This is a genomic window from Bacillus sp. UNC437CL72CviS29 (genome assembly GCF_000482345.1).
GTDB lineage: Bacteria > Bacillota > Bacilli > Bacillales > Bacillaceae_G > Bacillus_A > Bacillus_A arachidis.
In genome coordinates, this window is record NZ_AXVB01000012.1 from 1 (window position 1) to 14,074 (window position 14,074).

Annotated in this window: 11 protein-coding genes and 2 pseudogenes; 3 read left to right on the forward strand and 10 right to left on the reverse strand. The window is 33.1% G+C overall.

Going from position 1 to position 14,074, the window contains the following annotated elements; all coding sequences use genetic code 11:
- Positions 1–420 precede the first annotated feature (420 nt).
- Positions 421–1,059: a pyridoxamine 5'-phosphate oxidase family protein gene (locus tag M014_RS0111935; RefSeq protein ID WP_026591941.1), complete on the reverse strand. Its 639-nt coding sequence runs from the start codon at positions 1,057–1,059 to the stop codon at positions 421–423.
- A gap of 84 nt (positions 1,060–1,143) precedes the next feature.
- Here M014_RS0111935 and M014_RS0111940 point away from each other — a divergent pair, with 84 nt between their 5' ends.
- A complete protein-coding gene (locus M014_RS0111940; protein WP_026591942.1) occupies positions 1,144–1,758 on the forward strand; it encodes an NUDIX hydrolase in 615 nt (204 codons plus the stop codon).
- Between the two features lie 74 nt (positions 1,759–1,832).
- On the opposite strand, the gene M014_RS0111945 is transcribed toward M014_RS0111940, so the two are convergent.
- The 6 genes and pseudogenes from M014_RS0111945 to M014_RS0111970 all read right to left on the reverse strand — a co-directional run bounded on the left by M014_RS0111945 (position 1,833) and on the right by M014_RS0111970 (position 6,111).
- On the reverse strand, positions 1,833–2,174 hold the full coding sequence (locus M014_RS0111945; protein WP_026591943.1) for an SdpI family protein: 342 nt from the start codon (positions 2,172–2,174) through the stop codon (positions 1,833–1,835).
- A gap of 170 nt (positions 2,175–2,344) precedes the next feature.
- Entirely contained in the window at positions 2,345–3,190 is an 846-nt protein-coding gene (locus M014_RS0111950) for a peptidoglycan-N-acetylglucosamine deacetylase (protein ID WP_026591944.1), read from the reverse strand.
- Between the two features lie 125 nt (positions 3,191–3,315).
- Positions 3,316–4,188, reverse strand: a complete 873-nt coding sequence (locus tag M014_RS0111955) for an aminoglycoside 6-adenylyltransferase (RefSeq protein ID WP_026591945.1) — start codon at positions 4,186–4,188, stop codon at positions 3,316–3,318.
- A gap of 195 nt (positions 4,189–4,383) precedes the next feature.
- A complete protein-coding gene (locus M014_RS27570; RefSeq protein WP_051588575.1) occupies positions 4,384–4,926 on the reverse strand; it encodes a hypothetical protein in 543 nt (180 codons plus the stop codon).
- A gap of 29 nt (positions 4,927–4,955) precedes the next feature.
- Positions 4,956–5,555 (reverse strand): annotated as a pseudogene (locus tag M014_RS0111965) (O-methyltransferase); the annotation flags it as partial.
- A gap of 373 nt (positions 5,556–5,928) precedes the next feature.
- Positions 5,929–6,111, reverse strand: a complete 183-nt coding sequence (locus M014_RS0111970; protein ID WP_026591947.1) for a hypothetical protein — start codon at positions 6,109–6,111, stop codon at positions 5,929–5,931.
- Between the two features lie 713 nt (positions 6,112–6,824).
- Here M014_RS0111970 and M014_RS0111975 point away from each other — a divergent pair.
- Both M014_RS0111975 and M014_RS0111980 read left to right on the forward strand, forming a co-directional pair.
- The gene (locus M014_RS0111975) at positions 6,825–8,597 is read left to right on the forward strand and encodes a VaFE repeat-containing surface-anchored protein (RefSeq protein WP_026591948.1); all 1,773 of its coding nucleotides are present in this window, start codon (positions 6,825–6,827) and stop codon (positions 8,595–8,597) included.
- A gap of 302 nt (positions 8,598–8,899) precedes the next feature.
- A complete protein-coding gene (locus M014_RS0111980) occupies positions 8,900–9,247 on the forward strand; it encodes a hypothetical protein (RefSeq protein ID WP_026591949.1) in 348 nt (115 codons plus the stop codon).
- Positions 9,248–9,535: 288 nt separating this feature from the next.
- Here M014_RS0111980 and M014_RS26855 read toward each other — a convergent pair.
- The 3 genes and pseudogenes from M014_RS26855 to M014_RS0112000 all read right to left on the reverse strand — a co-directional run bounded on the left by M014_RS26855 (position 9,536) and on the right by M014_RS0112000 (position 13,792).
- Positions 9,536–10,683: pseudogene (locus M014_RS26855) on the reverse strand (IS3 family transposase).
- A gap of 384 nt (positions 10,684–11,067) precedes the next feature.
- Positions 11,068–11,787: a 3-ketoacyl-ACP reductase gene (locus M014_RS0111995; protein WP_026591950.1), complete on the reverse strand. Its 720-nt coding sequence runs from the start codon at positions 11,785–11,787 to the stop codon at positions 11,068–11,070.
- A 244-nt stretch (positions 11,788–12,031) separates the two neighbouring features.
- Positions 12,032–13,792: an ABC transporter ATP-binding protein gene (locus M014_RS0112000; RefSeq protein WP_026591951.1), complete on the reverse strand. Its 1,761-nt coding sequence runs from the start codon at positions 13,790–13,792 to the stop codon at positions 12,032–12,034.
- Between the last annotated feature and the right edge of the window lie 282 nt (positions 13,793–14,074).

Below are 14,074 nucleotides of genomic sequence, written 5' to 3' on the forward strand. Positions count from 1 at the left end.
AGTTCAAAGGTGGTAAGATTATTTTCCGTGTTAGGAAGCTCGCAGCCTATGGCCTCCCTCTCTGCAAACCGTAAAAATAATCTCGTGTCCTTATCGTTACTTTTCGTTCATGTCTATTTGTTAAATTATTATAATTACGACAATTCAAAAAAGCAAGCTCATTTTTGAAAAAACATTCATTTTACTATTTATACATTCTTTACTATATAACATAATTATAGCTTTACTTTATATCTTAAAATAATAATTCCGGCAATGAATGAACCTATTAAAAGATTCCCCATAAAAAAGTGTATATTACATGATAATAACCTATAGAAATATATTCTGGCGCTCAAGCCATACTGAATATCCTTGAAAAAAATGCCTTTACATTAATTATATTTACATACTTTATCCAACGATATACTATGCGATTTTTCAATACAACCTTTTTGTATAACTTTCTTCTAATGAGCGTGCAACTTCTTCTTCATTTGCGTTCACTTTAGCATGATCAACCAGCATTTTTGCCGCTGATGGTAATACTTCTTTTTCTAACCAAGAATCTGGATTCCATAATTCAGAACGTATAAATGCCTTAGCACAATGAATGAAACACTCTTCTATTTCTACAACAATTCCAAGGAGTGGATTGCGTCCATTTACCTGCATCTTTTCTAAAATCTCTTCATCGTTTGTAATAGCTGCACGCCCATTTATTCGTAATGACTCTCCAAGCCCTGGAATGAAAAAAATAAGACCCACCTTTGGATTAGATAAAATATTAAGAATAGAATCCACTCGCCGATTCCCCGGTCTTTCTGGAATTACAATTTGATGTTCATTTAAAACATATACAAATCCAGGTGCATCTCCTCTTGGCGAAGCATCACAATGTCCAAACTTATCTGAAGTGGATATTACAAGAAATGGAGATTTAGATAGAAAATCACAACAATGATGATCAAGTGATGGAATCACTTTCTTTACCGCACGCTCACTTGGATACCCTAAAATATGACGTAATTCTTCTTCCGTTGAAATGAAAGAATTTATTTTTGTTTCCCCCAATCCCATTCAATATACACTCCTTATTTTTCTTTTTTTTCCAAAATTACATATAATTATTGTATACTAAACTATACAGAAAGGGGAATATAAATGACAGAATGGTTAACGATATTTGATCCAGCAGGAAACAACATTGGAAAAAAACTACGTGATGACGTACATCGTGACGGTGATTGGCACGAAACATTCCATTGCTGGTTTGTGGAAAGAGAAAACGAAGACATTTCTTTATACTTCCAATTACGAGCTAAAAATAAGAAAGATTTCCCAGGAAAATGGGATATTACATCTGCTGGACATATTATGCATAATGAAGATGTACGAATAGGTGGTCTTCGTGAAATAGAAGAGGAATTAGGCTTATCCTTTCAAGCTACTGACTTAGAATACAAAGGCATTTTTAAAATCAATCATGAAATTCCGCACTTCATTGACCGTGAAATGTGTCATATGTATTTTCACGCTGTTACAAAATCACTTCCGTTCGCACCAGGTGATGAAGTAGAAGATGTAATGAAAATAACTGCGACTTCTTTTTTACAGCTTTTAAAAAGAGAAGTCACATCTGCAACAGGAATTTCCATTTCAAACAAAAATGCTGAACCTATTACAATAACATTTGCAGATATCTATCCATATGAACTTGAATATTATGAATTTGTCATAGAAAAAAGTCGAGACATATTAAATAACAATAATTTATGAATTCTGATTGACTCCTAGCTTATATAGCATGGGAGTCAGTATTTTTTAATAACAAGATATACGGAATATTCCCATTATTTCTCCAGCGCTTTTAATCTATTCTCCACCCGTATAAATAAGCAAATGATTAATACGATCATAAGACCTAAAATAGCAATCATTGTATGCGGATACCTAAATAGCATCCCTATTAAACTTCCTATTAATATCATTAAAAGTCCATTTTGTTTCATCACTTCCGCACTATATTGATTTCCAACATCCCATAAATCTTTATTTTTCATTGATCGCTTTGTTCGATATCCGTATACTGCGTTTATATCTGTTGGTGGATTTTTTTGCAATATGAGTGCAGCTAGTATAAATATAATACCGATTAATATGCTCATTCCTATATTTATAAGTACATATATCATCTTATCACCTCACATCTCCCTAAACTTTTCCAGTTTACCCCTTTATAATACAACAAAAAGTAATTACAAATCTATATTTTCCATAACAAAAAATACACCACTCTTGCTTAAATGATGTATAAGCTGAATACAGTATTTTATATTCATAGCTCAAACTTATTGTTTTATATTTACTTTCTCTGTTTCGACGTTTGAAACATGCTAGGAAGCGTCACAAATCGTGATCCTTTCGCTTTCAGTTCAGGAATAATTCGATCTAATGAATCTACGGATCCCTGCAAGTTCGCTCCTGGCGTCGAATGTTGTAATACAACACTTCCTGGAAACGCATTACCTAATACAGTATTTGTAATCTTTTCTGCACTTACACCTTTCCAGTCAACTGTATCTACACTCCACTGCACAATCATAAAGTTTTGCTCTGTAGCCCATCCCAGCTGTTTTTCACGTATTTCACCATAAGGTGGCCGTATAAACTTTGGCACATATCCCACCAATTTCTTCAATATCTCTTCTGTTTTTACAATTTGATTTCGGTATTCTTCATCACTCACTTTAGCTAAATTGGGGTGATTGTACGTATGATTCCCGATAATATGTCCCTCATCCGCAATTCGTTTTACTACATTAGGATACCTTTCTGCATTTTCACCTAGAAGAAAAAAAGTACCTTTCACACCATAACTTTTTAACTTATCTAATATTTGCGGGGTAAATACAGGGTCTGGCCCATCATCAAATGTAAGAGCAACTTCAGCTTTATTATAGGGACCTGAAAATGCATAAGCATATTTTTCAACCCATGAAAACGGAGTCCAAGAACCCCTCTCTTCTTCAGCACCTTGAACCTCATTCTCCATACCGATATTTACCAATTCAAGATTCAAATGAGAAGGATTTTGATAATAAAGTACATTTGAATGCGGCACATAAGAATACACATTATAGAAAGGGCTATTACGTTCTGGAGTCCATTGAAAAGGAATAAGCATTTCTGATGGATAAAAATAATACATAATAAAAACCTCCCTTACATTTTATATGCCGTTCATTCAAATTTTGTTAGAAAGATACATATTTACAAACCAAAATAAGACCGCTCCATCATTGGAACGATCTCATTCCTTCCTATCTAAAAAACTTAATAAATAGTTTTACTATCTTGCGGTAAAGACTTCACATGCTTTAAATAACTTGTCACTCTATCATCATCACCCTGTGGATATTCGTAACCACAATAGCTAGCAATTCCGATTGCAATTTCCCTAAATAAATCTCCCATTACAAAGACGGAATTCCAAATCTTTTCATAGTCTGCATTTGAGAATGTATCCATATATTGTTTCCATATGTTATTCTCAAGATATTGTTCAAAAAACTTCCCAAACTTTCCTGCGCTTACTGTAAAATTTGTTTTCATCCCAATATGCCATTCTAGCATTTGTATCAGCATATTTCTCACGGGACCTTCAAGCATCCCTTTCACATAGGATAACTCTTCTCTCCACAATCCCTTTGCGACATTCGTGCTACACCACCAAAACTCATTACAGCAATCCGCAAATTCATTTTCACTTGGTCTTTTTATAAGATAATCTGAATCACTTGCTGGTGGAAACGGCTCAATACATCCATCTTTATCTAGAAGAAGTACACTTAGGCTATCTCTATCAAGAAGCTCATTTACTAATTCTACTGGAACTAAAGTCAAATCGATTCGGTTCCCGTCTATAAACTGCATCAAATACGGAAACCTGCCATCCTCTGCGGGTGGAACTAAAGTACCTTCTTCTGGCATTTGCACAATCATTCTTTCTCCAAATCTATCGATCCAGCTATGATCAGATGTGAATGACTGTATATCTTTCACAACATATATAATATCGTAATCTTGAAAGCAATCTTTCTTCACATTTGGATTCACACGAGATCCATTCATAATAACTACACGAATACGTCCATCTTCTCTCGCTGTATTTAATATGAAATCCATCATTTCTTTTTCGCTTCTCATCTTTTTATAACCTCCAAATTTTATTAATCCACTGTACTCTATTCAATTTGGAGGAGCACGAGAAGAATTCTCTGTCTTACATACACGTTATAACATATCAAACATTTTCTTCATTTTTTCTCCTCCTAATTCTTCATACCTTTTAATTCAGCTCTTTTAAAGGTTGCTGTTGATAATTATCATAAATGTTCTTCTTTACTTCACCTTGTTAAAGTTGTATAAATCTCCATCATCAAATCCTGTTGCAAGTGCAACATCCTTAGCAAATTCCCCTGGATTATTTAGTACATATGTATTCACAAACATAATAGTTGAAGCAATCGTTAAAAATGTTCCTAATACGAGGTTGTTCTCTAACACTCTATATAAATTTTCATAAAGCGTTATACTTGGAGATGTGTCCTCTGGAAAATAATCATTATTACTTGCCCAGCCTTCATCATCGCTGTGCCATTCATTTGAGCCGGAAATATATAATTGAATGCTATTTTCAGTCTCATACAGTCCGAAATTAAAGGCTACTATATCCTCTTGTGGCTTTTCTTTATCCAGCAATTCATTTAACCATTCCTCAAATTGATTATAACTAATTTCAAGTGCAGCTTTATAACTATCAAAATTAAAGACATTTTTAATACTTGCCACATTTGCTTCTATCATATCTTTCCCATTACTTAATGTAGGTGTATTCTTAATAAAATAATTTAATAAATAATCTATTTGTTCTAAATTACTCACAAACTCACCTCTTTGTCAGAGCTCCCCTTCTATTTTTCCGTTTCCTTTATTATACGCGCAATTACAAATTCATCATATCCCTTACTCCCTACTGTTTGAATCGCTGTAGCAGTGACACGCGGTTCACTAGCAATTAATTCATAGAAACGACGTATTCCCAGCACACGTGGGTCATCACTAGAAGCATCAATTACTTCTCCTTCGCGCACTACATTATCGCCAATAATTAAACTGCCTGACTTTGAGAGTTTAAGAGCCCACTCAAAATACACTGGATTGTTTTGTTTATCCGCATCAATGAAAATAAGATCAAATGGCTCATAACCTTCCGTAGCTATTTGCTGTAACGAGTCTATTGCCATTCCTATTCGCACATGAGCCACATCACTCAATTTAGCTCTTTCAATATTAGCACGAGCAATTGCAGCGTGCTTTTCACTTGCTTCAAGCGTAATGAGACGACCACCTGTTGGTAATGCCCTTGCAAGCCATATTGTACTATATCCACCCAAAGTACTAATTTCTAAAATATTACGAGCTCCTTGAATTTGTACAAGTAATTGCAAGAACTTTCCTTGAGTTGCTGAAACATCGTGCGCCGGCAACTCAGCTTCAGCATTCACTTGAAGTTGTTTGATTACAAGAAGGTTGCGGACTAAAATTAATATAAATGCCCATTACAAATGGGCATTCTTTTTTATTATTACAAGATAGTTCTAAACTAATCAGACAATGTTTCATACTTCATTTTACCGTTAATTACAAGATAGTCATGTACTACTTGTTCATACTGTGAATTTAAAATAGAGTCACGATGTTAAAAAAAAGACGCGAAGTTTTGAAAAAAGTTGCGACGTTTCTAAAAAAGATGTGATGCTTTATCCCATTGGTTTGGACGATCAATAACAATGAACTATTTTTATCTAAGGCTATGTTAAATAATGGTGCTGATTTTTATAGTGAAGAAGTACGTGACCTCAATTATTAGGTTACGTACTTTAATCATATACTCTCTTTTGTTGTTTTGATAAACTGCATTAAAATTGCAGTACCTGTGAAATTCAGTACAATGCTTGTTCCAAGTGAAACTGCCCATAATACAGTTGGTAACGATACTGTAAATGATAACAGTAAGAATATAATACCTACTGAAACAAAAGTAAGACCCAAAGACATTTTGTTCAATCTAAACACCTCCATTGTAATTATAGTTTAACAGTATTTACCTTATAATCGCAATTAATATTTGAATATACGTTTTTTACAATGCAAAGGGCTTATCACACGAAAATGCGAGATGTTCGTAAACTCTTGCTTTTTATTTAGTGATAATAGAGTTGTTTTATTTACAATAAAGTCTATTATCACTAAATAATATTGTTTGAAAAAATGGAATAATAATCAGAACCCACGTCATATTTTAATGATTCTCGGTATAATGAAAATAAGAATATTTCGACATTAGTATAGATATGGATATGAAATAAAGTCACGATGTTTATAAGAAAGATGCGAAGTTTTGAAGAAAGGTGCGACGTTTATAAAAAGGATGCGATGCTATATCTTTTCAATTAAAGAATTCTAAATGTGTTTTGATTAAACTTTCTTATAAAAATAAGTTACTAAATATTCCAAAAAGACTTTATTTTGAATGGGATTTTTTCAAAATAAAGTCTTTGTAATTTGGATTAAACTTTATTTCAAACCAACAACCATCAAATATTTGATATGCTTCATGTCACAACAGGTTATTGATAAATCCCTATAATTTAAATTTAAAAAGACTCAATAAAATGTTAAAGTATGTAATTTTTTGTTTTATAATGGAACTGTAGTTCATTACAAATATTTTAGATATTAAAATATTTGTAATCTAAATCAAGCAGGAGGTTGGAAATATGGGGGAAAAATATGTAATTAGGATTCTAGCTTTACTCTCTGTAGTGTCTCTTTTCTTTAACTTAATGTTACCGAAGGCTAACGCAGAGGTTATAGCAAACGAAAAGATTCCATCAATCAAAACAACTGCTACTAACAAAACTGATGGTGGAAAAGAGATTCATTCAAAAGCGGATATCACTATCCAAGACAAGGTAGAATATACTAACTTAGTTGTTGGTAAAGAGTACACTTTAAAAGCTAAACTAATGAGCAAAGCTACTAAAGAACCATTAATAATTGAGGGGAAAGAAGTAACAGCTGAGACTAAGTTTACTGCAAAAGAAAAGAGTGGGTTTGTAACATTAGACATTCCTTTCGTTGGTGCTGAATTACAAGGAATGAACGTTGTTGTGTTTGAAGAACTATATCAAAATGGTGTCTTAGTGGCAAATAACACTGACATTAACGATGTAGGACATACAGTTCGATTCGTGGAACCTTTAATTAAAACAACTGCTACTAACAAAGCCGATGGTGGAAAAGAGATTCATTCAAAAATGGATATCACCATCCAAGATAAAGTCGAATACACTGACCTAATCGTAGGCAAAGAATACGTAGTAAAAAGTAAACTAATGAGCAAAGCTACTAAAAAACCATTAATAATTGAGGGGAAAGAAGTAACAGCTGAGACTAAGTTTACTGCAAAAGAAAAGAATGGGTTTGTAACATTAGACATTCCTTTCGTTGGTGCTGAATTACAAGGAATGAACGTAGTTGTGTTTGAAGAACTATATCAAGATGGTGAATTAGTGGGAATTAACATGTCCCTTGACGATATGGATCATACAGTTCGATTCGTAGAACCTGTAATTAAAACAACTGCTACTAACAAAGCTGATGGCTCTAAAGAGATTCATTCAAAAGAGGATATCACTATCCAAGACAAAGTTGAATACACTGACTTAATCGTAGGTAAAGAATACGTGGTAAAAAGTAAACTAATGAACAAAGTTACTAAAGAACCATTATTAATTGCTGGTAAAGAAGTAAAAGCTGAGACTAAGTTTACTGCAAAAGAAAAGAATGGTTTTGTAACATTAGACTTTCCTTTCGTTGGTGCTGAATTACAAGGAACAGAAGTAGTAGTGTTTGAAGAACTATATCAAGATGGAATCTTAGTGGGAATTAACGTTGACATTGAAGATATGGGTCATACAGTTCGATTCGTAGAACCTGTAATTAAAACAACTGCTACTAACAAAGCTGATGGCTCTAAAGAGTTAGACGCTACAAAATCTGTAACTATCCAAGATAAAGTTGAATACACTGACTTAATCGTAGGTAAAGAATACGTGGTAAAAAGTAAACTAATGGATAAAGCAACACACAAACCGTTACTAGTTGATGGTAAAGAAGTAACAGCAGAATCTAAGTTTACTGCAAAAGAGAAAAATGGTTCTATCACACTTGACTTCACATTTAATGCTTCTGAACTACAAGGTAAAGAAGTAGTAGTGTTTGAAGAACTATATCAAGATGGAATCTTAGTGGGAATTAACGTTGACATTGAAGATATGGGTCATACAGTGAAGTTCAAAGAGAAAAAAACAGAAAAATCACAGCCAGAGCAACCTAAAACAGAGCAACCTAAAACAGAAAAAACATCAAAAGCAGGAACATTACCAGCCACAGGTGGAAATATGTCCTATATGTGGCTCTCAGTGGGTGCTGGTCTTTTGTTACTAATCCTTGGAACTATGTTATTTATTAAACGTAGAAATGCATAATAATTAAATAGTTTTTTTACGTAGAAGGTATGGATATGAAATAAAGTCATGATGTTTATAAGAAAGATGCGATGCTATATCTTTTCAATTAAAGAATTCTAAATGTGTTTTGATCAGACTTTTTTATAAAAATTGAACATCCAGCCACAAAAAGACTCTATTTTGATCAATCTTTTTTCAAAATGGAGTCTTTTTGTGTAACACAGAATGTGGATTTGTAAGAGGGTTTTAATCAAACTTTAGTCCAAAGCTACAATAGTTAAGAAAAGGATAGGAAAATTATCAAAAGGGGAGTTGAATTTATGGCTTTAAATCACGAATTTGGCGTAATTAATGACATCAATTATCAAAAAACTTACGAGAGTTACACTCCAGATGAACATAACTGTATTTCTGTAGATGATCATATCATCGAAAATTTGCTTAAACCCTTATCGACAATGAAAACGTATTTTCATTCGTTAAAACGCCCTGAATACGGTTTAGCGTATTCGAGTATTACAATTATTCCACCTGAATCATTATCTCAATTCTTAGATGTGGTTATATCTTACAAAGATATGAGGCAATCTGTTGATCTTAACGAATTAGCTAAAAAAATTATTCAAGCAAAAGAAGAGAATAAATATATGATTCACTTTGGAATTTAATTTCTGGAATTAAACAACTTTATTATTCCTAAACATCATAGAATTGAAAAAAAACTGTGTTTTTTAAACATCTTTAATAACCATCTGCCAAAGTGATTGATAGATGGTTATTGTATTTCTAAGAATAAAATTAAACAATTTTATTATCTCTACACACTTGTAACGATTATATTAAAGGGAAGTATAAACCTGTATTTTAGGAAAAGTTATGATTCCTACTATGTGAAAGTCATTCTTTATTGAATAAACTGGATTCGAGTCAATATTTTGGACACAAAAAAATTAAATCTAAGCTACTTTTTGGGCTAGATCTTCTATTACTTGGGGTGGGGAGTTTTATAACCAAAGCTACTATGAATCCTCCTGCGGTTATACCATCCCTCGATGTATTCAAATAATGCTAAGTTTGCTTGTCCAAATGTGACATATTTTGTACGATATACTTCTTCTTTCTTTAAAATGGCATGAAATGACTCGATACAAGCGTTATCATACGGGTAGCCTTTCTTACTGAAAGACGGCTTTATTTTATAATTCGCGGGTAAGATTTGAAATTCCTGACTTGTATATTGTGTTCCTAAGTCAGTATGTAGAATGAGCCCTTTTGGTGATTTCTGTGTATAGTAAGCGCTCACTAACGCTTTTACCACAAGATTCGTTGTCATATTTCGTGAAAATGAATATCCAACAATTTTTTTAGAATACAAATCCATGACAGATGCAAGGTAACACCAACCATCTTTTTGCGTGTGAATGTAAGTAATCTCCGCTACCCATTTTTCATTTATTGTCATGGTAGAGAAGTCCTGTTCCAATAGATTTGTACGTTCCTCTATAGTTGATTTTGATAAATGTGGTTTGTATTTTTTTAAGATAACGGAAAGAATATCTTCTTTTTTCATGAGCCGTTGTACACGCTTTATGCTTACTTGTAACCCTTGTTCTAGTAGTATTTGATGAATCTTTGGCGCACCGTAACGCTCTCCACTGTCTTGATGAATTTGTATAATTTTTTTGGTTAATTCTTTATTTTCACGACTACGCTTTGACTCTGTTTTATGCTGAGATTGGTAGTAAGAACTTCTTGCTATCCCAAAAGTTTGGCACATCATATGAACAGATTGCGTTTCTATTTGACAATCAATAAATTGGTGTAATTCTGTATCTTTTATTTTCTCGCGAATATGGCCATAGCCTTTTTTTAAGATTTCATTCTCTTCTTTTAGACGAAGCGTTTCTTTTTTCATTCGTTTTAGATCTTCTAGCGTCAGTTCATCTTTATCAACTGATGTGATAGGAGAATATATTTTAATCCATTTATAAATGGTTACTTCTGATACGCCATACTCACTGCTCAATTGTTTTACAGATTGTCCCGAACAATATAATTCAACAACCATTTTTTTAAACTCTTCATTAAATTTCTTGTTTGTCATATGTACACTTCCTCCTTAAAACCCCTTGTAAGGACTTAACTAAGTTGTGTCCATATGACTATACTAACTCTATTAATTATAAAACAAAAAAGCATGACATAAGCTGTCATGCTTTTTATCATATGTTTCATAACCAAATTGGATTAGTCTACAACTTTATTGTAAAGTCCACATCTTTCTTATAACTATACGGAAGTACCTCTTCCAGAATCAGATCAGTTGGCACAAGCAGGTCCGTAATGTAATTATCAACAGCCTTCCATTTATCAAAATGATACATGTCAACACCATCCCCTTCAAATTTATTATAAGTGAAAATTCAGAATAAAAAACAAATAAAAAAAGATTTAGCCCTAAGCTAAATCTTTTTTTATTTATAACATCTTACGGATTAGTAGACCAAAGCCCAGCAGATTTAATAAATGTACGTTTATTTAATTTAAGCTGCGCCACGATAAACTCTGCAATATCTTCTGCTTGCATAACTTTATCTGGATTACCGTCTGTTAATCCTAAGTCTACTGCCATATCTGTTGCAACTGTACTTGGCGTTAAAGCTGTCACACGAATATTGTGTTTACGTACTTCCATCGCTAATGATTCTGTTAAACCAAGAACACCAAATTTAGAAGCACTGTATGCACTCGTTACTGGCGCACCTTTTTGTCCTGCTGTAGATGAGATATTAATGATGTCACCCGACTGTTGTTCAATCATACTTGGCAACGCTGCACGAGTTGCATAGTATACACCCATTAAGTTGACTTGTATAATTTTTTCCCAATCAGCAACATCTAGTTCTAAAAATTTTCCGAACTTAGAAATACCCGCATTATTAATTAAAATATCAATAGAACCTAATCCACTTTTTAATGTTTCAATAGCAGTCGTAACTTCTTCATATGAAGATACATCAGCAGTAGCAATAACAGCTTTCACGCCTTCAGCTTCCACTTCTTTCGCAACTGCTTTTAAGTTCTCTTCAGAGCGCGCTAAAAGACCAACATTTACGCCTTCTTTCGCTAAAGCAATTGCTACTGCACGACCAATCCCTCTTCCCGCTCCTGTAATTAATGCATTTTTCCCTTGTAATAATTCTGCCAAATATAACACTCCTCAATCATTCTATGTTATTTTTTATACTATGAATTCTATCTGCATCTAATCCGAAATGCAATTATGCACTTTGATGTGCGTAGGTTACTTAAAGGTAACCTATAAATAGAAGAGTGAATGACATTTTTATTTGTCTTCCACTCCTCTATTACCCTATCATTCATTATAATGAATAAGCAGTGAAGTTAAAGAAACTATCCACTGCTTCAAAATCCAATACTACAATCGCTTTTTATAGTGCTCCCTCTTTAATTTTCAGTTGCTGTGTTGCAAATTCCCGGTACATATCATGAGAACGTAACAATTCATCATGCGAACCACTTCCCGTAAGTTTCCCTTTCTCAATAAAAATAATTTTCTCTGCATCTACAACTGTAGAAAGTCTGTGTGCAATCACTAAAGTTGTTCTGCCCTTCATTAAATTATTTAAAGCTTTTTGAACAACAGATTCCGATTTACTATCAAGACTAGAAGTCGCTTCATCTAACATTAAGATTTGCGGATTTCGGAGTAATGCACGAGCAATCGCAATTCGTTGTCTTTGTCCCCCAGATAATTTCACACCACGTTCGCCAACTTCTGTATCGAACCCTTTCGGTAAATCATGAATAAATGCATCAACATAAGCCATCGCCGATACTCGTTCTATTTCCTCATCACTTATCTTTTCTTCAACTCCGTAACAAATGTTATCTCGAATCGTTCCATCAATTAATGGGCTATCCTGTGAAACATATCCAATTTGACGTCGCCACGATTGTAATGAATATGTTGAAATAGGGTTTTCACCTAATTTTATTACACCACTAGTTGGTTCATAGAAGCGTTCTAATAAAGAAAACAATGTCGTTTTCCCACTACCACTTGGGCCTACAATCGCAGTCACTTTTCCTGATTCAATTGTAAACTGAATATTTTGTAATACTTTCTCACCTTCGTTATACTCAAAATCTACATTTTCAATCAAAATTGATTGTTTTGCATTTGTCACATTAGTGCCCTCTGTATGATTTTCAACCTCATACTCTAAAATTGTATTAATACGTTCTGTTGCACCAATTGCCTTTTGAAATTGTGTAAAGAACATAGATAGCTGACTCATTGGCATAACAATTTGCACTAAATATAAAATAAATGCCACAAGCTCTCCTGTTGTTAGCACCCCGCTAGAAACTCGCATTCCACCATATCCTACAATAATAACAAGTAGCGCCATTAAAACAAATGACATAATTGGTGTAATGAATGCTTCAACTTTTCCTTCTTTCAAACCAAATTGTAGTAACTTTTGAATTCCTTTGTTACCATTTTCATATTCTCTTGATTCCGTATTTGAAGATTTCACCAAACGGATTTCTGATAATACTTGATTTAAAACGCTTGTAAAAGAGGCTGTCTCATCTTGCAATATTTTAGAGATTTTATACATTTTTCTTCCAAGTGGAACTAAAATCAAAACAGATAACGGAATAACAGTTAACAATAGAACTGTCATTTTCCAGTCTAAAACAAACAATACAATTAATGATCCAACAATTGAAATACCACCCGTTAACAAATTGGACAAGTGCTCTGAAATTAATGTTTTTACTACACCTGTGTCATTCGTCATGCGACTAATCGTATCACCAGTCTTATTTTGATCATAATAAGAAACTGGTAAAACAAGAAATTTTTTCCATAGTCTTTCTCTAATTCCAGCTACAATTTTTTGCCCAATGTAATTGAGCAAATAAATTGATAATCCTGCTGCGATTGTTTGAACAACGAAGAACGCGACTAAACTAACAATCTGAATTGTATTTATTGAAGAAATTGAAAAATTATCAACTAACCCTTTTGTAAGCATTGGAATAAACAAACTCGCCCCTGTTGAAAACAAACTCATTACTAATGCAAAAATAAGAATACCTTTCGGAGGATTTGTATCTTGAATAAGGCGTAGAAACTGCCTCCAATTCCCCTTTTCCTTCTCTTTATTTTGTGTTTCCATCTCTATTCATCTCCTTATTTCAAACTCAACGCTTATTTCTAAAATTAGAATAAGATATGAATGTAAACAATTAATCTGATTTTTGGTAATAAAACACATCAAACCTTATCTTTACAACAGATGTAACCATCTGATATTATTACCTGGTACTTAATATAAAATGAACACCCTATAGTCTATAAAAAACTATAGAATGATTACTCATATATAACTATGGAAAATATATATTTTCATAGCATACACATCTATCTAATCTTCATTCATCGAAAGGGGTATACCTAT